The organism is Pseudomonas sp. 9.1(2019) (assembly GCF_009910445.1).
GTDB lineage: Bacteria > Pseudomonadota > Gammaproteobacteria > Pseudomonadales > Pseudomonadaceae > Aquipseudomonas > Aquipseudomonas paraversuta.
Genome location: NZ_VBWF01000002.1, coordinates 118,221 through 137,362 on the forward strand (window position 1 = coordinate 118,221; position 19,142 = coordinate 137,362).

General features: G+C 58.3%; 16 protein-coding genes. 5 read left to right on the top strand and 11 right to left on the bottom strand.

What is annotated here, in order from left to right; genetic code table 11:
- Nucleotides 1-23: 23 nt before the first annotated feature.
- From FEZ21_RS01290 to FEZ21_RS01330, 9 genes are all read right to left on the bottom strand, one after another.
- Entirely contained in the window at nt 24-929 is a 906-nt protein-coding gene (locus FEZ21_RS01290) for a cation diffusion facilitator family transporter (RefSeq protein ID WP_003439083.1), read from the bottom strand.
- Between the two features lie 70 nt (nt 930-999).
- Nucleotides 1,000-1,767: an SDR family oxidoreductase gene (locus FEZ21_RS01295; RefSeq protein WP_003439076.1), complete on the bottom strand. Its 768-nt coding sequence runs from the start codon at nt 1,765-1,767 to the stop codon at nt 1,000-1,002.
- 774 nt (nt 1,768-2,541) lie between these two features.
- Nucleotides 2,542-3,258, bottom strand: a complete 717-nt coding sequence (locus FEZ21_RS01300) for an ABC transporter ATP-binding protein (protein ID WP_003439073.1) — start codon at nt 3,256-3,258, stop codon at nt 2,542-2,544.
- Nucleotides 3,255-4,145 (bottom strand): ABC transporter ATP-binding protein, encoded by an 891-nt coding sequence (locus tag FEZ21_RS01305; RefSeq protein ID WP_003439071.1) that lies wholly within the window; start codon nt 4,143-4,145, stop codon nt 3,255-3,257. The genes FEZ21_RS01300 and FEZ21_RS01305 overlap by 4 nt, the downstream gene beginning before the upstream one ends.
- On the bottom strand, nt 4,142-5,425 hold the full coding sequence (livM, locus tag FEZ21_RS01310) for a high-affinity branched-chain amino acid ABC transporter permease LivM (RefSeq protein ID WP_010656249.1): 1,284 nt from the start codon (nt 5,423-5,425) through the stop codon (nt 4,142-4,144). The genes FEZ21_RS01305 and livM overlap by 4 nt, the downstream gene beginning before the upstream one ends.
- Nucleotides 5,426-5,427: 2 nt before the next feature.
- Entirely contained in the window at nt 5,428-6,342 is a 915-nt protein-coding gene (locus tag FEZ21_RS01315; RefSeq protein WP_003439067.1) for a branched-chain amino acid ABC transporter permease, read from the bottom strand.
- A gap of 189 nt (nt 6,343-6,531) precedes the next feature.
- Nucleotides 6,532-7,668 (bottom strand): branched-chain amino acid ABC transporter substrate-binding protein, encoded by a 1,137-nt coding sequence (locus FEZ21_RS01320; protein WP_003439065.1) that lies wholly within the window; start codon nt 7,666-7,668, stop codon nt 6,532-6,534.
- A 363-nt stretch (nt 7,669-8,031) separates the two neighbouring features.
- Nucleotides 8,032-9,315: an FAD-binding oxidoreductase gene (locus FEZ21_RS01325; RefSeq protein WP_160626284.1), complete on the bottom strand. Its 1,284-nt coding sequence runs from the start codon at nt 9,313-9,315 to the stop codon at nt 8,032-8,034.
- A 113-nt stretch (nt 9,316-9,428) separates the two neighbouring features.
- Entirely contained in the window at nt 9,429-10,919 is a 1,491-nt protein-coding gene (locus tag FEZ21_RS01330) for an aldehyde dehydrogenase family protein (protein WP_010656251.1), read from the bottom strand.
- A gap of 165 nt (nt 10,920-11,084) precedes the next feature.
- Between FEZ21_RS01330 and FEZ21_RS01335 the strand changes: the two genes are divergently transcribed.
- The 4 genes from FEZ21_RS01335 to FEZ21_RS01350 all read left to right on the top strand — a co-directional run bounded on the left by FEZ21_RS01335 (nt 11,085) and on the right by FEZ21_RS01350 (nt 15,387).
- Nucleotides 11,085-11,981, top strand: a complete 897-nt coding sequence (locus FEZ21_RS01335; protein ID WP_003439059.1) for a LysR family transcriptional regulator — start codon at nt 11,085-11,087, stop codon at nt 11,979-11,981.
- Nucleotides 11,982-12,156: 175 nt separating this feature from the next.
- Nucleotides 12,157-13,371: a nicotinate phosphoribosyltransferase gene (pncB, locus tag FEZ21_RS01340; RefSeq protein ID WP_003439057.1), complete on the top strand. Its 1,215-nt coding sequence runs from the start codon at nt 12,157-12,159 to the stop codon at nt 13,369-13,371.
- A gap of 3 nt (nt 13,372-13,374) precedes the next feature.
- Nucleotides 13,375-14,202 carry an ammonia-dependent NAD(+) synthetase gene (gene nadE, locus FEZ21_RS01345; protein ID WP_010656252.1) on the top strand — a complete coding sequence of 276 codons (828 nt, stop codon included), beginning with the start codon at nt 13,375-13,377 and terminating at the stop codon, nt 14,200-14,202.
- Between the two features lie 162 nt (nt 14,203-14,364).
- The gene (locus tag FEZ21_RS01350) at nt 14,365-15,387 is read left to right on the top strand and encodes a DUF1338 domain-containing protein (RefSeq protein WP_003439053.1); all 1,023 of its coding nucleotides are present in this window, start codon (nt 14,365-14,367) and stop codon (nt 15,385-15,387) included.
- Nucleotides 15,388-15,445: 58 nt separating this feature from the next.
- On the opposite strand, the gene azu is transcribed toward FEZ21_RS01350, so the two are convergent.
- Complete coding sequence (gene azu / locus FEZ21_RS01355; RefSeq protein ID WP_003439051.1) at nt 15,446-15,892, bottom strand: azurin; 447 nt, start codon at nt 15,890-15,892, stop codon at nt 15,446-15,448.
- Nucleotides 15,893-16,259: 367 nt separating this feature from the next.
- On the opposite strand from azu, the gene FEZ21_RS01360 reads away from it, so the two are divergent.
- On the top strand, nt 16,260-16,466 hold the full coding sequence (locus FEZ21_RS01360) for a hypothetical protein (RefSeq protein WP_003439050.1): 207 nt from the start codon (nt 16,260-16,262) through the stop codon (nt 16,464-16,466).
- Between the two features lie 268 nt (nt 16,467-16,734).
- On the opposite strand, the gene FEZ21_RS01365 is transcribed toward FEZ21_RS01360, so the two are convergent.
- Nucleotides 16,735-19,041, bottom strand: a complete 2,307-nt coding sequence (locus FEZ21_RS01365; protein ID WP_003439049.1) for a YgiQ family radical SAM protein — start codon at nt 19,039-19,041, stop codon at nt 16,735-16,737.
- Between the last annotated feature and the right edge of the window lie 101 nt (nt 19,042-19,142).

A 19,142-nucleotide genomic window follows, 5' to 3' on the forward strand; every position in this document is an offset into this window, starting at 1 on the left:
AGCTCGCTCCTACAGGGGTAAGGTCAGGCAATCCACTTGCGATCGCCGGTAAAGCTGATGGTCAGCCAGCGCGCACTGTCGGCCGCGCCCAACATGCCTGATATCTCTTCACGAAACCCGTCCAGGGTCTTGATGCTGGTCAGCGGATATCCCGCCGGCAACACGATATGGATCTCGATAAAACGCGCCCTTCCGTGCTTTTGCACATAGGTTTTGTAGCCCTCAAAGCCATGGCGCGCCGACATTTCCTCGAGTACATCCCGCACCTTGTCATCGAGCTTGTCCGGGGCAATACCCAGGACGTCGCGCAAAGCCGGGCGCAGGATTTTGAACGCCGGAGCCAGCATGCTGAAAGCCAGCAAAATCAGGATCGCCGGGTCTACATAGGCGGCCCAATGGGCATAACCCTGTTGTTTCAGAATCAGCGCCGTGACAAAACTTATCAACAGCCCCACCGACAGCATCGCGTCCACCAGCCAGCTGATGTTGTCGAACTGGATCAGGCTGGACTTGAGCTTGCGGTTTTTACGCCGGACCCAGAAGTAGTAGGCAAACTCGATTACGGTAAACACCGCCGCGTAGATGATCACCAGGCCCAGCTCAATTTCGCGCCCGCCATTGATAATGCCGAACACGCCATTGAGAAAGGCATAGATCGCAATCAAAAACAGGAAACTGCCTTCGATCAGCAGCACCATGGGCTCAAGGTGCCAGAAGCCGAACTGGAAACGTTCGTTGCTTTCCTTGGCGATCAACTGTGCCGTGATCAGCATCAGTACTTTGATAAAGGTCGCGATCAAAGAGAAGAACCCATCGAACAAGATGGATTGCGAACCCGAAATAACACCCGTCACGATGCCGGCGATGGCCACCGCGAACATCAGAACGGTCGATTGTTTGAGCAGTTTCTGCTCACCACTGTTACTCACAAAAACTCCTTTTCAGCCCTGTTGAATACGACCCCCTCAGGAGGTCGCGGGCAGGCTGCCAGGCGTGAGTTTACTCTGTGGCGTGGCGTTCGATGGCAAAACCGCTCCAGGACTGCGTGACGGGCATCAGTTCAAGGCGATTGATGTTGATGTGGGCCGGCGTATTGAGCACCCAGAAAATCGTCTCGGCGATGTCTTGCGGCTGAATCGGCTCAGCACCCTGGTAGGTGGCGTCATAGCGGGCCTTGTCGCCGCCGAAGCGCACCATCGAGAATTCGCTTTCACACAGACCCGGTTCAACGTTGCTGACCCGCACGCCCGTGCCCTGCAAGTCGCAGCGCAGGTTCAGGGAGAACTGCTTGACGAAGGCTTTGGTGCCGCCATAGACATGGCTGCCGGGGTACGGGTAGCTGCCGGCGATAGAGCCCAGGTTAACGATACCGGCACCGCGGCCGTAGGCAATCAGCCGGGGCAGCAGCAGGCGCGTGGTGTAGAGCAGCCCCTTGATGTTGGTATCGACCATGGTTTCCCAATCGTCGAGGTCGCACTTGGGCGCCGGATCGGTGCCCAGCGCCAGCCCGGCATTGTTGATAAGTCCGCGCAGCTTGCTGAACGACGGTGGCAGATTGGCAATTGCCTCTTCCATCGCCTTGCGATCACGTACATCTACTACCAGGCCATGGACTTCGGTCTGGCTGGACAGTTCTTCGCACAGGGCATCCAGGCGCTCTTTACGGCGGCCGGTCAGTACCAGTTTCCAGCCTGCTTGCGCAAACTTGCGAGCGCAGGCCTCACCAAATCCGGAAGTGGCGCCCGTAATAAACAGGGTGGAAGTCATAGCGTTCTCCTTGGCTGGCGGGCATCGGCCGCCGTTGAATAAGACGGGAAGCAGCATGCCCCGGCTGCGATTTGGCGGCAACCCGGCACATGATCCCGGACAAAACCTGTACGAAAAACAACCAACTCCCTGCAGGCCATGCCAGACAAGGGCTGGAGCCATATGCACTCACGTTATCCACAGGCCCGTCCACAGTCTTTGGGGGCAACTCCAAAATGGCCAAAGCCTCTGGCCACAAGGGGTTGAGCGCTGATTGAAGAGTTTTTAGCTTGACCTGGACGCAGGCAACATGCAGCTGCCCCAAAAAGGTGCAACCCGGTAAAACCTCTGAGATAGCCAGAGGCCAGTAATTCCGCCGCTCAGGGCATTCCTTCCAGAGTTTAACCACAGACTTATCCACAGGTTGGTTATCGACTAATGACTATGTTTATAACTGAACAAATCTGTTGACAAATCCTGCAGGAAGCCAGGTAAAAACCGCTGATCAAAAAACAACCACACCCATGCAAGCCACGTAAACAAAGGCCTGCAGCCAACTACTCCCACGTTACCCACAGCCACCTCCACAGCAAACGGGGACAAGTCAAAATGATGTTAAAACAGGTATTTAGAGCGGCTTTATGTCGCGCTTTCGCGGGTCTGGAATATTGTTTTCCACAATTTCAAAAGTGCGCTGTTGAAAAACAAAAAGCCCCTGGAAAGGGGCTGCGAAAATTGCAGGAGCGAGCTGGCTCGCGAGATTTGCAAAGCGCTCGCTCCTGCAGGGTGAACCCTTTAGTGCCCGCCTAAATACGCGTTGCGTACTTCTTCGTTGCTCAACAGTTCCTTGCCGGTTCCGGTCAGGCGGATTTCACCGTTGACCATCACGTAGGCCCGGTCCGACAGGCGCAGGGCGTGGTTGGCGTTTTGCTCGACCAGAAAGATGGTCATGCCGGTGGTAGCCAGTTCACGCAAGGTCGCAAAAATCTGCTTCACCACGATCGGCGCCAGCCCCAGGCTGGGTTCGTCCAGCAACAGCAACTTGGGACGGCTCATCAGGGCGCGGGCGATGGCGAGCATTTGCTGCTCACCGCCCGACATGGTCATTGCCCGCTGATTACGCCGCTCCTTGAGCCTGGGGAAGAGTTCGAACATGCGCTGCATGTCTTCGTCGACATGCTTGTCGCCGATGGGGATGGTGCCCATCAACAGGTTTTCTTCCACCGTCATGTCCGGAAATACGCGACGGCCTTCCGGCGACTGGGCGATGCCATGGGAGGCAATGTAGTGCGAGGACTTCTGAGTGATGTCCACGCCCTGGTAGAAGATCTGCCCGCCACTGGCTCTGGGCTGGCCGAAGATCGACATCAGCAACGTGGACTTGCCCGCACCGTTGGAGCCGATCAGGCTCACGGTTTCGCCTTCCTCGATGTGCATCGAGACTTTTTTCAGGGCCTGGATCGGCCCGTAGTGAACGTCCAGTTCCTTGAGTTCGAGGATAGTGCCCGTCATATCAGCTCCTCTTCGTCGGCGCCAAGGTAGGCCGCGATCACTTTCGGGTCGTTGCGAATGGCTTCCGGCCCGCCCTGTGCGATCACGTTGCCGTGGTCGAGCACCACTATGTGATCGGAAATACTCATGACCATCCCCATGTCGTGTTCGATCAATACCACGGTCAAGTCGTGGTCGTCCCGCAGCAGACGAATCATCGCACTGAGCGCTTCGGTTTCCTGCGGGTTAAGCCCGGCCGCCGGTTCGTCCAGACAGATGATTTGCGGCCGCGTGCACATGGCCCGGGCAATTTCCAGGCGCCGCTGCTGGCCGTAAGACAACTCCCCGGCCAGGCGGTTGGCACAGTTCACCAGGTCGACGACTTCCAGCCAGTAAAACGCATGGTCCAGCGCATCGCTTTCGGCCTTGCGGTAGCCCTTGGTGTTGAGGATGCCCGCCAGCATGTTGCGGTTGACCCACATGTGCTGCGCCACCAGCAGGTTTTCCAGCACCGACATTTCCTTGAACAGACGAATGTTCTGAAACGTGCGCGCCAGCCCTGCACGGTTAACCAGATGGGTGCCGCCGAACATTTTGTAGTACAGGCGGCTGGCAAAGGCTTTGGGCGAGACAAAGTCCGTCAGCCTGAATGGCTCCCCCAGCAGCTTGATGACATTGGTCCGCGCCCCACGGGCATTGAGTTCGATTCTGCCGCCACTGGCTTTGTAAAACCCGGTCAGGCAGTTGAACACGGTGGTTTTCCCCGCCCCGTTAGGCCCGATCAGGGCAAAGATTGAATTGCGTTTGACCTTGAGACTGACATCGCTCAGAGCCTTGATCCCGCCAAAGTGCATCATCAGCTTGTCGACCGAGAGCACTACTTCGTCGTTGCTGGAGAGGTCTTTCATGGCGCGACTCCCTTACGTGGCGTGACCCCGACACGGCTGACCCGGATCAGGCCCCGTGGGCGCCAGATCATCATCAGCACCATCAATACGCCAAACAGCAGCACCCGGTACTCGGCAAAACTGCGCAACAGTTCCGGCGCCACGGTCAGGACAAATGCAGCAATCACCACCCCCACGGTCGAGCCCATACCACCGAGCACCACAATAGCGAGGATCAGCGCCGACTCGAAGAAGGTGAACGATGACGGGTTGACGAACCCTTGGTAGCTGGCAAAAAACACCCCGGCCAGACCTGCCGTAGAAGCGCCGAGGGTGAAGGCTGAAAGTTTGACCAGAACGTGATTCAGACCCATGGCGCGGCAGGCGATTTCGTCTTCACGCAACGCTTCCCAGGCCCGGCCAATCGGCATGCGAGTCAGGCGGTGCTTGATATACAGCACCAGCAGCACCACCAGAAACAGCACGATGTAGATAAACAGGAATTTGATATTGGGGTTGTAGTCCAGACCGAAGAACTGATGGAACGGTACCCCGCCGTCCTTGGCCACGCGACCGAACTCCAGGCCGAAAAACGTCGGCGATGGTACCGGCATGCCGTTGGGGCCGCCGGTAAATGACAGCCAGTTGTTGAGCACCAGGCGAATGATTTCACCAAAGCCCAGGGTCACGATGGCCAGATAGTCACCGTGCATTCGCAACACCGGGAACCCGAGAATGCATCCGGCCATCGCTGCCGCAATCGCCGCCAGCGGCAGCACCGACCAGAAACCCAGCCCCAGATACTGATAACCCAGTGCCAGCCCATAAGCGCCGATGGCATAGAAGGCCACGTAGCCCAGGTCGAGCAGCCCCGCCAGGCCCACCACTATGTTCAGCCCCAGACCGAGCAACACGTAGATCAGGCCGAGAATGACCACCGTCAGAATGTATTTGTTGGCGAAAAACGGAAACACGATGGCGATCACGATCAGCAACGGCACGATCCAGCGCAGCCGCGATTTGTAATCCGGGGGCAGTACGTGCACGCCGGAGCCGGTGGACTCGAACCCCTGAAGGATTTTCAGGCCCCTGGCCGTTTGCAGGAACAGGCTCAGAACAAAGCGCCCCACCATCACAATCGCAACCAGCCAGCCGACGCGCGCCGGCTGCAGGTTAAAGCTGTAGCCGTCGAGCACCACCCCCACGATAGGTCCGAACACAATCAATGAAATCAACCCGGCAAGGATCGAATCAACGACGCTTTTTTTGATATCAATCGGTTTGTTAATGGCTGCAGACATACTTACACCTTCGCCACGAGAGGACGACCCAGCAGGCCCTGGGGACGGAAAATCAGGATCAGCACCAGCAATGAGAAACTGAACACGTCCTTGTAATCCGAGTTAACCAGGCCGGCAAATAGTGATTCGGAAATGCCCAGGATGATTCCGCCGAGCATGGCCCCGGGCAGGGATCCGATCCCGCCGAGTACCGCAGCCGTGAACGCCTTGATCCCGATAATGAAGCCGGCGTAAAAGTCGAACGTGCCGTAGTTCATGGTAATCAGCACCCCGGCCAACGCGGCCATGGCGGCACCTATTACAAACACGTAGGAGATCACCCGGTCGGTGTTGATGCCCAGGATCGACGCCATCTTGCGGTCTTGCTGGGTAGCACGGCACATGCGCCCCAGCTTGGTGTACTTGATGATGTAGGTCAGCAGGCCCATGCCTGCAAAGGCCGCGATCAGAATGAAGACTTTGGTGTAGGTCAGTTGTACAAAACCGGTGCCGATATCGACGCGCCAGGAACCACTGAGCAGTGTCGGGACGCCTTGTTGCCGCGAGCCCTGGGCAATTTGCACATAGTTTTGCAGGATCAGGGAAATACCAATGGCGCTGATCAGTGGCGCCAGCCGTGTGGAATTTCGCAGAGGTTTGTAAGCCACACGTTCAATCACCCAGCCATACACGCCAGTGACGATGACGGTGAAGACCAGGGTGCCCAACATCAGCAGCGGGAAGGATTCAACGCCGAAGTATGCCAACAGAGCCAGACTGATAGCCGCGAGGTAAGCGGAGATCATGTACACCTCGCCGTGTGCGAAGTTGATCATGCCGATGATGCCGTAGACCATTGTGTAGCCGATGGCAATCAGGCCGTAAACAGACCCGAGGGTCAGGCCGTTCAGCAGTTGCTGTAGGAATATACCGTCCATAACGCAATCTCACGCACTTGAGCCATTGCGCAAACCCGCCCACAGGGCAAGGTTTGCGCCGCTCATGGAAAAGAAGACAGGTGATGCAGACATGCCTGATGCCCTTTCTCCGTAGGAGCGAGCTTGCTCGCGATCTTTAACAGCTCGCGAGCAAGCTCGCTCCTACAGGAGAAGGCAGAGCGGCTTATCTCACTTCTGTTTTTCCAGCTGGTGATATTTGCCGTCCTTGTCCCACTGGTAAACCACGTAGTCAGAGACTTTGAGATCGCCTTTGGCGTCCCATTCCTTCTTGCCCATTACGGTTTCAACCGGGTTGGCCTTGAGCCACTTGGCAGCGTCTTCGCCCTTGTTGGACTTGGCGCCATTGAAAGCGTCAGCCAGGGCCTGAACCGAGGCGTAGGCATACAGGGTGTAGCCTTCCGGTTCGGTGCCGGCTTTACGGAACTGCTCAACCACCGCTTTGCTGTCCGGCAGCAGGCGCGGGTCGGCGCCGAAAGTCATGTACACGCCATCGACGTATTGCGGGCCGCCAGCAGTGGCGACCAGTTCGTCGGTTACAACACCATCATCGGACATGAACTTCACATCCTTGAGGCCAGCCTCACGCAGTTGACGCACCAGCGGGCCCGCCTCTGGGTGCAAGCCGCCGAAGTACACCACATCGGCGCCCAGCGAGCGGATTTTGGTGACCAGGGCACTGAAGTCCTTTTCACCACGGGTAAGGCCTTCTTCCAGGACCGGTTTGACTCCGCGCTTGGTCAGTTGCGCACTGGTGGCATCGGCAAGACCTTTACCGTAGGTGTCCTTGTCGTTGATAACCGCGACTTTCTTGCCTTTGAGCACGTCGACAATGTAGTCGCCCGCCACGATGCCCTGCTGGTCATCACGCCCGCACATACGGAACACCGCGTCCAGCTTGCGCTCGGTAACCTGCGGATTGGTCGAGCCCGGCGTAATCATGATCACACCCGCATCGGCATACACATCCGACGCCGGAATGGTGTTCGAAGAGCAGAAGTGACCTACAACCCCGATTACTTTGTCCTGATCCACCAGGCGGTTGGCAACGGCTACAGCCTGCTTCGGCTCACAGGCATCGTCGCCCGCCACCAGCTTGATCTGCTCACCGTTAATTCCGCCCGCCTTGTTGATTGCATCCGCAGCCGCCTGCGCGCCCTTCATGTACTGCTCGCCAAATGCCGCGTTGGCACCGGTCATCGGGCCCGCCACACCGATTTTCACATCAGCCTGAACAAACGAAGAAACACCCAACGCTGTTGCTACCGCGAGGGCCAGAAAACCTTTCTTGTAGAACGTCTGCGACATGAGGTGGTGCTCCTGAGGTTTTGTTAGATGGCACTTCGACTTCAGGTGAAGCTCAGAGCAAGCCGCGTGCCATTGGTTTTTTATTCTTAAAAAAGCCGCTGTCTTGTTGTTATATCGGCTGTTTCGAGTCCATTTTCATTGGACGTGCAACCGTCTAGACCAAGGAAGGTAAAACTGTTTTTGATGGGTTGGTGTTACCTGAAACGACAAGGGTTGCAACCAGGTTGCCCGGCTCCGGGCAACCACTCTGTAACCACTTACGTCACCTAACTGCACACTCCCGGTGCGCGACTGCTACAGGCCGCACCATTTGAGGCTAGTCGATACCGGGGCAGATGCGTCCGGGAGCCTGCAAAAGCTTTGTCAGATGACAATCCGCAAGCATTGACCGGCGTGATACAGCGAAAAACCGGCTTCGTACAGACAGCTGCGCAGCCCCGTGCCAGACAGTGGCCGCATCGGCGCAAAGGGTATCGGCAGGGCTTGGGCATCGCCGTTACACAGGTAATCGGCGAATGCTTTGCCCACCACAGTGCCCGTGGTCACGCCCCGGCCGTTGTAACCGGTGACTGCCACCAAACCGGGCGCGGGCTCGAACAGACGCATCAAATGATCGGGGGTGAAGGCGATGCAGCCGGTCCAGGTGCATTCCCATTCCACCCCTTTGAGGTACGGGAAGTAGTGCTGCTGCACGCGATCGGCCCAGGCTTTGAGAAACCAGGCCGGTTTTTGATTGCCGTTGCCCAGGCTGCCCAACAGCAAACGGCCTTCGGCATCACGGCGAATACTGCTCAACACCTGGCGGGTGTCCCATGAGCCCTGCCCGCCGGGCAAGATGCGGCTGGCGCTGTCATCGGTCAGCGGCTTTGAGGCAACCTGGTAGTAATAACCGGGGAAAAAGTTACGTCGCAAGTCAGTCCATTCGCCTTCGGTGTAGGCATTGGACGCCAGCACCACTTGCTCTGCACTCACCGCGCCCTGAGCGGTTTGCACCGACCAGCGCTGGCCTTGACGCTCCAGGCCGGTCACTGCGCTGTGATCAAACAAACGCCCGCCCAAGTCACTGGCGGCTTTGGCCAGGCCCGAGGTATAGGCCATTGGATTGAGGGTTCCGGCACGCCTGTCGAGCAGGGCGGCGGCAATTTTCGGGGTTCCGGTCGCTTCGGTGCAGGCAGCGCCGGTGAGCAGTTCCACAGGGGCGCCCCGACGCTTCCATTGTTGCTCGCGACTGCGCAGGTCAGCTTCGCCCCGGGCATTGTGAGCCATGTGCAAGGTGCCTTCGCGGCGCAGCTGGCAGTCGATGCGGTACTTGTCGACAAGGCTGAACACCAGTGCCGGGGCAGCACCCAGCATGCGATTGAGCTGGCTGCCCACTGCTTCGCCGAAACCGGCTTCGATCTCGTCCGGGGCAATCCACATCCCGGCATTGACCAGCCCCACATTGCGCCCCGAACCGCCGTGCCCGGTGCGATGGGCTTCGAGCACACAGACGCTTTTACCCTGTTCCAGCAAGTGAATGGCGGCAGACAAACCGGTGATGCCAGCACCAATCACACACACATCAACGCTCAGTTCGCCCTGTAAGGCAGACGATTGCGGACGTTGAGGCGTCAGGTTTTCCCACAAACATTGTTCGAGTAAAGGCATTGCCAAGCTCCAGAGATGAAACCCAACGGTGATGCGTTTTTATCCACAAACAGTGGGAGCCGGGTTGACCCGGCTTCCACAGTGGCCCTTCACATGAGCTCCGGGGGGGTGCCTCAATCGAACGTAATACCCTGCGCCAGCGGCAGTTCCAGCGAGTAGTTGACGGTATTGGTCTGGCGCCGCATATAGCCGCGCCAGGCATCGGAGCCGGACTCACGGCCGCCACCGGTTTCTTTTTCACCGCCAAAGGCGCCGCCAATTTCTGCACCGCTGGGCCCGATGTTGACGTTGGCGATACCGCAGTCACTGCCGGTGGCCGACATGAACTGCTCGGCCTCACGTACATCAGTGGTGAAGATGCACGACGACAGGCCCTGGGGTACGGCATTGTTCAGGCGCAGGGCCTCGCTGAAGTCGCTGTAACCCACCACGTACAGGATCGGGGCGAAGGTTTCGCTGCACACCACATCGCTCTGCTCGGGCATTTCAACGATGGCCGGGGCCACGTAATACGCATTCGGGTACTGCCCGGCCAGCTGGCGTTCACCGCCAAACACCCGGCCGCCTTCGCTCAGGGCTTGCTCAAGGGCGTCCTGCATGTTTTCAAAACTGTGTTTGTCGATCAGCGGGCCAACCAGATTGCCTTCCAGCGGGTGACCGATACGCACCCGGGAATAGGCCGCCTTGAGTCGGGTGACGATTTCTTCCTTGACCGAGTCATGGGCGATCAGGCGACGCAGGCTGGTACAGCGCTGGCCTGCGGTACCGACGGCGCTGAACAGGATGGCGCGCACGGCCATATCCAGATCGGCGCTCGGAGCAAGGATCATCGCGTTGTTGCCACCCAGCTCCAGAATGCTGCGGGCAAAGCGCGCGGCAATCTTTGGTGCCACTTCACGCCCCATGCGGGTGCTGCCGGTGGCGCTGATCAGGGCGACGCGCGGGTCATCGACCAGGGCTTCGCCGGCGTCCCGGCCACCGATAATCACTTGGGCCAGGTACTTGGGGGCATCGCTGAACGTGCTCAGCACCCGATCGAACAGTGCCTGACAGGCCAGTGCCGTGAGCGGGGTTTTCTCCGAGGGCTTCCAGATCACCGCGTTGCCGCAGACCAGTGCCAGGGTGGTGTTCCAGGCCCAGACGGCCACCGGAAAGTTGAACGCGCTGATCACCCCCACCACGCCCAGCGGGTGCCAGGTTTCACGCATGTGGTGGCCCGGGCGCTCGGAAGCAATGGTCAGGCCGTAAAGCTGACGCGACAGGCCGACGGCGAAGTCGCAGATGTCGATCATTTCCTGGACTTCGCCCAGGCCTTCCTGGGTGATCTTGCCCGCTTCCCAGGACACCAGTTCGCCCAGATCCGCCTTGTACTCACGCAGCAGGTCGCCAAACTGACGCACCAGTTCTCCGCGGCGCGGCGCCGGAACCTTGCGCCAGGCTTCGAATGCATGTTCGGCGCGGGTCACGTGCTGCTCGACCTCGGCAGCCCCTTCCCAATGCACGGCACCGATCCGGCTGCCATCAATGGGCGTATGTACCGGTTGCCGGCCCTGCTGGTACAGCGCGGGGTCAACACCAAGACGATCCAGTAATGCAGCAAGCATGGGACACTCCTTCAGCTCAAAAAACGGGTTTTCAGGCCATTAGTTGTAGCTGGCCCGCATCGCGGCAACAAACGACCTTTAAGCGAGATATCATTCCGAAAATTCATGCTGCGCTGGTAACGTTGCCTGACAACAAGAATGAGGGGCTTTTTATGCTCAGCGCTGATGCTAAATAAACGCCATCTGCCATCGATCACTGCACTCCAGTGTTTTGAGGCTGTGACCCGCCACCTGAGCTTCACCCGCGCCGCCGAAGAGCTGAATCTGACCCAAAGCGCGGTCAGCAAGCAGGTCGCGCAGTTGGAGGAACTGTTACAGCACTTGCTGTTTCGCCGCGTGCGTCGGCGCCTGCAATTGACCCCGGCGGGTGATTTGTACCTGGTAGAAGTCCGAAAAATCCTGACCCAGGTCGAGATGTCGACCCACACCCTGCGCTCCTACGGCGGCGAAACAGAAGTGTTACGCGTATCTACGCCGTCGACCTTCGGTGCCCGCTGGCTGGTGCCGCGCCTCAAGGGCTGGCGCCTGCAGCACCCGCATATCCATCTGGACCTGTGCAATGAACAGCAGGCCGATGACTTGCTGCAAGGCCGCAGCGATCTGGCGTTCTATTTCGGCCAGGGCTCACGCCCCGGTACCGAATGCCTGAAGCTGTTTGGCGAAGAGTTGGTGGCGGTGTGTGCGCCAGCGAGCTTGCCTGACACGCCCTATACCGATCCTACGCAACTGACCGATTTGGTCCTGCTGCAAAACGCCTCCCGTCCACAAGCCTGGCATGACTGGTTTGAAAGCCAGGGGCATCGCACCGATCACAGTTATCACGGCCCGCGCTTCGATACGTTTTATATGTGCATCCGGGCGGCACAAGTGGGCTGTGGTGTGGCACTGCTGCCCAGGTTTCTGGTGGCAGAAGAATTGGCTGACGGCAAACTGGTCGTTGCCTGGCCGCACTCCATGCCCAGTCCCGACGCCTATTACCTGGCCTACCCTGAACATTCGGCGGGGGTGCCCAAGGTGCAGGCATTTGTGACGTGGATAATGGAACACATTGAGGACCTGTAGGCGCGAGCTTGCTCGCGATCTTTTGATCTTTAAAAAGGTCCCCAGGCTTGCTCGCCCCTGCAGACAAGAGAAAAACCGCTGGCAAAACCGCCCGCGGATATGCGCCACTAGCGCCATTCATTGAAAGAGCTGAACGTCGTGATTATCTGGCACGGCCAGCATGGAGATTGCCGCTATGAGCGAGAGTGTGTTTGCCGATCGCATCGTGCAGAACTTGCTCGACACCGACTTCTACAAATTGACCATGATGCAGGCGGTGCTGCACAACTATCCCAACGTTGAAGTCGAGTGGGAGTTCCGCTGCCGTAACAGCGAGGACTTGCGCCCGTACCTGAATGAAATTCGCCACCAGATCGAGCGTCTGGGCGAGCTGAGCATGACTCAGGATCAACTGGGGTTTCTGGAACGAATCACCTTTATGAAGCCTGATTTCATACGCTTCCTGGGGCTGTTTCGCTTCAACTTGCGCTATGTGCACACCGGCATCGAAAACGGCGAGCTGTTTATCCGCCTGCGCGGGCCGTGGCTGCACGTCATTCTGTTTGAAGTACCGTTACTGGCGATCGTCAGTGAAGTACGCAACCGCTCGCGCTATGCCGACACGGTGCTGTCCCAGGCCCGCGAGCAGCTATACCGCAAGTTTGACTGGCTGCAGGCCAACGCCAGCGCCGATGAACTGGCCGACTTGCAGGTGGCCGATTTCGGTACACGCCGACGCTTTTCGTACCGGGTACAGGAAGAAGTGGTCAGTGTGCTCAAGCACGACTTCCCGGGGCGCTTCGTCGGTACCAGTAACGTCAACCTGTCCCGCGAACTGGACATGAAACCTCTGGGCACCATGGCCCATGAATGGATCATGGCCCATCAGCAACTGGGCCCGCGATTGATCGACAGCCAGAGTGCCGCGCTCGATTGCTGGGTGCGCGAATACCGCGGGCTGCTGGGGATTGCCCTGACTGACTGCATCACCACCGATGCGTTTCTGGCCGATTTCGATCTGTACTTTGCCAAGCTGTTCGACGGTTTGCGCCACGATTCGGGGGATCCGGTGGTATGGGCCGAAAAATGCATCGCGCACTACCACAAGCTGGGCATTGACCCGATGAGCAAGACCCTGGTGTTCTCCGACAGCCTGACCCTGCCCCGCTCCCTGGAGATTTTCCGGGCACTGCGCGGGCGGATCAACGTCAGCTTCGGCATCGGCACCAACCTGACCTGCGACATTCCGGGTGTCGAGCCAATGAGCATCGTGCTTAAAATGACCGCCTGTAATGGCTCACCTGTGGCCAAGATTTCGGATGAGCCGGGCAAGACCCATTGCTCGGACCCGAACTTTGCCGCCTACTTGCGCCATGTTTTCCATGTTCCTGAACTACCTCCAAAGGAGTGAATCATGCAGGCCGTACAGCGTCAGATTGCTGAAGAGCTCAAGGTCCAACCGCCGTTTAGCGACACTGCAGCCCTTGAGGCCGAAGTGGCACGACGCATTACCTTTATCCAGTGCTGCCTGCACAACTCCGGGCTCAAGACCCTGGTGCTGGGCATCAGCGGCGGGGTCGATTCGCTGACTGCTGGCTTGATGGCCCAGCGCGCAGTCAAGCAACTGCGCGAGCAGAGCGGCGATCAGGACTACCGTTTTATTGCCGTGCGCCTGCCATACGGCGTGCAGCACGACGAAGTCGACGCCACTGCGGCCGTCGACTTTATTGACCCGGACCAACGTCAAACCGTGAATATCGGCCCGGCGGTCAAAGCGCTGGCCGCTGAAGTGTCGGCTTTTGAAGGCAAGCCCCACGCCACGGTGGATTTTGTCCTCGGCAATACCAAAGCGCGGATGCGCATGGTGGCGCAATACACTATCGCCGGGGCCACCGGTGGCCTGGTGATCGGCACTGACCACGCTGCCGAAGCGGTGATGGGCTTTTTCACCAAGTTCGGTGACGGTTCCTGCGACCTGGCCCCCCTCAGCGGCCTGGTGAAGAATCAGGTGCGGGCGATTGCACGACACTTTGGTGCGCCAGAATCCCTGGTGGAGAAAGTCCCGACTGCCGACCTTGAAGATCTGGAGCCCGGCAAACCTGATGAAGCCTCCCATGGCGTGACCTACGCCGAGATTGATGCATTTTTGCATGGCGAGCCGGTGAGTCAGGAAGCGTTCGGGATCATCTGCCGCACCTATGAAAAGACCCAGCACAAGCGTGAAATGCCGCTGGCGCCTTGAAGCAAGCCCGGCACCTGGGGGAGCTGGCTGCCAGCTCCCCCAGGCCTGGCAAAGACTGGGCATGTACGAAAAAACGGAATGAACCCCACGTTTTTTTTCGCTTGCCGCCTCTGCATTCAAAGGCTTTGATAGGCGTCTATTTGGTCGCCAGAGCCCTGCCCCATGTCTTCTTTCGATGGTTTGTTCTCTCTTGTCGAGTCTGTGCTCGGTCAATCTGCAGCCCATTGGCTGCGCGAGCATGTCGAGGTGCCCCGGGGGCTGCTGGCTTTCAGCTGGAATCAACAGGCCGTGCACCGGGCCTGGCTGGCCGAAGGGTTGAACCTGTGCCTGCTGCACAAGCTGGTAGACGCCGTGCCGGATGGCCGACGCTACGTTGAGGAGCAGGCGCAGCAAGGGCGCAAAGTGGTGTTTGACCACGGCGCGATCCGCACCGTCGACTGGCCCGCCAACGGCGAACTGCCCCGCGGCCGCCAGGCCTTTGCGCGGCTGCTGGAGCCACTGGGCTTTACCGATGTACGAACCTATCCGCTGACCAAGCTGAACATGACCGGCTGGGGCTATCGGCAGATGGACCTGCCTGAAGACATTGCGCAGTTTTTTGTCTCGGAATTACATCCGGGGCGTTTTAGCCAGACGTTTCAGCAGGCGGTTACCCGGGTTGTCAGCTCCAGTCTCGATCCGCTGCAAGCCGAACACACCAGCATTCTCGAGCGCCTGAGCCTCACCCGTCATTGCAGCCTCGGCGAGGCGCGCACCCTGCTGCCGGCGCTGTACCGGGCATTCGGCCGTCAACACGGCGTGGTGCTCGAGGCCGATTACCAATCTCTGCTCGATGAAAGTGCAGAGATGGCCTGGATTGCCACCGAGGGCAACAGCTTCAACCATCTGACCGATCGCGTGCAGGATCTCAACGCCTGCGTGGCCCAACAGCGAGACTTGCAGCGGCCGATGAAGGACAGCATCGAGGTCTCTGCCTCAGGCCGGGTGATGCAGACTGCCTATCGTGCCTGCACGGTGACCCGGGGGCTGATCGATGCCGCCGGTCATTATCGCGAGCATCAGGTGCCGGGCTCGTTTGTCGAATTTATTCAGCGCAAGGTCGACCCGGAAAACGGGCGGATCGATCTGAATTTCGACAGCAGCAATGCCCAGGGCATTTTCAAGATGACCGATTCAAAAGCCTGAATGCAAACAGCCCTGAGCGCACAAGGCGCATCAGGGCTGTTGATTGGCAGGCCGGGGCTTATTTGAGGACCACGGCGCCTTTCATCATCGAGTTGTGGCCCGGGAATGTGCAGAAGAACTCGTACGATTCAGCCGGATTCAATTTCGACACGTCGAAGGTCACCGAGTCTTTCTCACCGGCACCAATGATCTTGGTGTGGGCAATGATGCGGGTGTCACCGTCTTTCAGGTAGTTTTTATCCAGCCCGGCGGCCATGCCGTCAGTCGCTACACCTGCCATGTCTGCAGTTTTGCTCAACACCCAGTTATGACCCATGACGTTTTTCGGCAAGCTGCCGGAGTGCGTCAGGTTAACGGTGAAGGTCTTGCAGGACTTGTCGATGACGATCTCTTTGGTGTTGTAAGACATTTGGTCAGTCGAATCGACAGTCACAGCGCATTCAGCCGCCAGCAAATGGCCGCTGGCCAGGGTCAAAAGGGATACCGCAAGAACTTTGGCAAACATGGTGTATCTCCAAGGCAGGGTATGAAAAAAATCTGTATACAGATTGCCCGAAAATTGTCTCGATTCCAATGATCTGAATCATGGTCCTGGCATTGTTCGAAACAATTCGCCCACCAGAGGAACGCCGGGCTTATCACCTTAGGTCATCAACAGGGTATTCGGAGGAATAAGTGACGGGACTTTCCGCGCTGATCAGCCGCTGCTCTCAGCTTCGTTCAGAGATTTAATCCACAACCGGCTTTTTCGGCAGTGTAGAGTCGTGTTTTCAGCGCAAAATAGCGACTTGCTAAAACCCAGCTAACGGCTAAGCACTAATACAGGGCAGAATACGCGCCGCTCAACCCCTTCGACCCCCAGAGGATCGCCCATGGCCAAACCAAATTACAACTTCGCTAAGCGTCAAAGAGACTTGGCTAAAGAGCAGAAGAAAGAAGAAAAGCTTGCCCGCAAGAAAGCGGCTGCTGAGGAAGGTACTGTAGAGCTGGACCCGAATGCCGACGTTGACGTCGATGCAGAAGCTGAGGTTGTTGCTGAAAACACCGACGCCGTAGAACAAAAAGCACCCGACGCGTAATACCCTCGGCCCGGTTATCCACAACCCGGCCCACAGGATCTGTGATCAGGATCAGCAGCCCGGCTGTTGATCCTCGCAGTCCACCTGATTGCCTGTGCTGCATCCTCAGACGCTCCAGACCACCCTCCCTCGCATCCCTTGCACCAATCAGTCGATTCACGCCTGACGAGCTTGTGCGCGCGCAGAATGCACAACGCCAGCCCGAAGGCTGGCGTTGTGTTTGGCCAAAGCGCTTTTGCAGGAGCCGGCTAACCGGCCCCGGCAGACGTTAGCGCGGTACCACCGGCTTACGGGTCGGCTTCTGGCTCTTACCGCCCTTGGCCGCTTCATGGCGCTCTTTGGCAGCCTGCTTGTTACGGGCAAATGCAGCGGCCTTGGCCTGCTCGCGCTTGTCCCACGGGTTACCACCATCGCTGGCACGCGGCGGCAGGCCGGTGTGCTGGGTGAGGATCTTGGTGGTTTTTTCGCCGGCGACCTTGTGGCTGCCTGCAGGCGTCGAGTTTTTGCGACGGGCACTCTGGTAGCTGTCAGTGGCTGGCTGATGCAATGGAATCAGCTGGTCTTTACCCGAACCAATCAGGTCGGCACGGCCCATGCGGGTCAGGGCCTCACGCAGCATTGGCCAGCCCTTGGGGTCGTGGTAGCGCAAGAACGCCTTGTGCAGCCGACGCTGTTCTTCGCTCTTGACGATAACCACCGAGTCGCTTTTGTACGTGACCTTGCGCAGCGGGTTCTTGCCCGAGTGGTACATCGCGGTGGCAGTGGCCATCGGCGACGGGTAGAACGCCTGCACCTGGTCAGCACGGAAGCCATTGCCCTTGAGCCACAGCGCAAGGTTCATCATGTCTTCATCTTTGGTGCCGGGGTGAGCGGCGATGAAGTACGGGATCAGGTACTGCTCTTTGCCTGCTTCCTTGGTGTACTTCTCGAACATGCGCTTGAACTTGTCATAGCTGCCAATGCCCGGCTTCATCATCTGGTTGAGCGGACCTTCCTCGGTGTGTTCCGGGGCGATCTTCAGGTAACCACCTACGTGGTGCGTCACCAGCTCTTTAACGTATTCCGGCGATTCGACCGCGAGGTCGTAGCGCAGACCGGAAGCAATCAGGATTTTCTTCACCCCCGGCAAGGCACGGGCGCTGCGATACAGCTGAATCAACGACGAGTGGTCGGTGTTCAGGTTCGGGCAAATACCCGGGAACACGCAGGATGGCTTGCGGCACGCGGATTCGATTTCCGGCGTTTTGCAGGCGATGCGGTACATGTTCGCGGTCGGGCCACCGAGGTCGGAAATGACGCCGGTAAAGCCTGGCACCTTGTCACGGATCTCTTCGATTTCGCGAATGATCGACTCTTCGGAACGGTTCTGGATGATCCGGCCTTCGTGCTCGGTAATGGAGCAGAAGGTGCAGCCGCCAAAGCAGCCACGCATGATGTTCACCGAGAAGCGGATCATGTCGTAGGCCGGGATTTTTTCCTTGCCGTACGCAGGATGCGGAACACGTGCGTAAGGCATGCCAAACACGTAGTCCATTTCTTCGGTGGTCATAGGGATCGGCGGCGGGTTGAACCACACATCCACTTCGCCATGCTTCTGCACCAGCGCACGGGCGTTACCCGGGTTGGTTTCAAGGTGCAGCACGCGGTTGGCGTGGGCGTACAGAATCGAGTCGCCACGCACTTTCTCTACCGATGGCAGACGGATTACCGTCTTGTCACGGGTCATGCGCGGGCTGGCCAGAAGTTGCACGACCTTGGCTTCGTTCGGGTCTTCAACCGGACCTTTTTCCTGCTCGATGGCGCAGGCCTGGGTGTCCTGGGTGTTCACGTACGGGTTGATGATCTTGTCGATCTTGCCCGGACGGTCGATACGCGTGGAGTCGACTTCGTACCAGTCTTTGGGCGTATCGCGACGAATGAACGCGGTGCCGCGAACATCGGTAATGTCTTCGATCTTGTGGCCATACGACAAACGCTGGGCAACTTCGACAATGGCACGTTCGGCGTTGCCGTACAGCAGGATGTCGGCGCAGGCGTCGATCAGGATCGAGTTGCGCACGCGGTCCTGCCAGTAGTCGTAATGGGCGATACGGCGCAGAGATGCCTCGATGCCACCGAGTACGATCGGTACATTTTTATAGGCTTCCTTGCAGCGCTGGCTATACACCAGGCTCGCGCGATCCGGACGTTTGCCAGCCATGCCACCGGGGGTGTAGGCGTCATCGGAACGGATTTTTTTGTCGGCGGTGTAGCGGTTGATCATCGAGTCCATGTTGCCGGCCGCGACGCCAAAGAACAGGTTCGGCTCGCCCAGCTTCATGAAGTCGTCTTTGGACTGCCAGTTCGGCTGCGCAATGATGCCCACACGGAAGCCCTGGGACTCCAGCAAGCGACCGATGATGGCCATGCCGAACGACGGGTGGTCGACATAGGCATCACCGGTGACGATGATGATGTCGCATGAATCCCAGCCAAGCTGATCCATCTCCTCCCTGCTCATTGGCAGGAATGGCGCTGGACCGAAACATTCGGCCCAGTACTTGGGATAGTCAAATAGAGGCTTGGCTGATTGCATGTCGATGACCGGTGTTGAGTACAGAAAATTGGGCGCGTCATTTACGAAGAAATTCGCGGGCGCGGAATATAGCACAAAAAATGATCAATTCCGACGGTAAT

Bases quoted from the DNA above. Each gene is read 5' to 3' on its own strand.
- livM (WP_010656249.1), bottom strand. From the start codon at position 5,425: ATGTCTGCAGCCATTAACAAACCGATTGATATCAAAAAAAGCGTCGTT.
- FEZ21_RS01325 (WP_160626284.1), bottom strand. From the start codon at position 9,315: ATGCCTTTACTCGAACAATGTTTGTGGGAAAACCTGACGCCTCAACGT.
- FEZ21_RS01315 (WP_003439067.1), bottom strand. From the start codon at position 6,342: ATGGACGGTATATTCCTACAGCAACTGCTGAACGGCCTGACCCTCGGG.
- pncB (WP_003439057.1), top strand. From the start codon at position 12,157: ATGAGCGAGAGTGTGTTTGCCGATCGCATCGTGCAGAACTTGCTCGAC.
- FEZ21_RS01300 (WP_003439073.1), bottom strand. From the start codon at position 3,258: ATGACGGGCACTATCCTCGAACTCAAGGAACTGGACGTTCACTACGGG.
- FEZ21_RS01320 (WP_003439065.1), bottom strand. From the start codon at position 7,668: ATGTCGCAGACGTTCTACAAGAAAGGTTTTCTGGCCCTCGCGGTAGCA.
- azu (WP_003439051.1), bottom strand. From the start codon at position 15,892: ATGTTTGCCAAAGTTCTTGCGGTATCCCTTTTGACCCTGGCCAGCGGC.
- FEZ21_RS01305 (WP_003439071.1), bottom strand. From the start codon at position 4,145: ATGAAAGACCTCTCCAGCAACGACGAAGTAGTGCTCTCGGTCGACAAG.
- FEZ21_RS01330 (WP_010656251.1), bottom strand. From the start codon at position 10,919: ATGCTTGCTGCATTACTGGATCGTCTTGGTGTTGACCCCGCGCTGTAC.
- FEZ21_RS01295 (WP_003439076.1), bottom strand. From the start codon at position 1,767: ATGACTTCCACCCTGTTTATTACGGGCGCCACTTCCGGATTTGGTGAG.
- FEZ21_RS01335 (WP_003439059.1), top strand. From the start codon at position 11,085: ATGCTAAATAAACGCCATCTGCCATCGATCACTGCACTCCAGTGTTTT.
- FEZ21_RS01365 (WP_003439049.1), bottom strand. From the start codon at position 19,041: ATGCAATCAGCCAAGCCTCTATTTGACTATCCCAAGTACTGGGCCGAA.
- FEZ21_RS01360 (WP_003439050.1), top strand. From the start codon at position 16,260: ATGGCCAAACCAAATTACAACTTCGCTAAGCGTCAAAGAGACTTGGCT.
- nadE (WP_010656252.1), top strand. From the start codon at position 13,375: ATGCAGGCCGTACAGCGTCAGATTGCTGAAGAGCTCAAGGTCCAACCG.
- FEZ21_RS01350 (WP_003439053.1), top strand. From the start codon at position 14,365: ATGTCTTCTTTCGATGGTTTGTTCTCTCTTGTCGAGTCTGTGCTCGGT.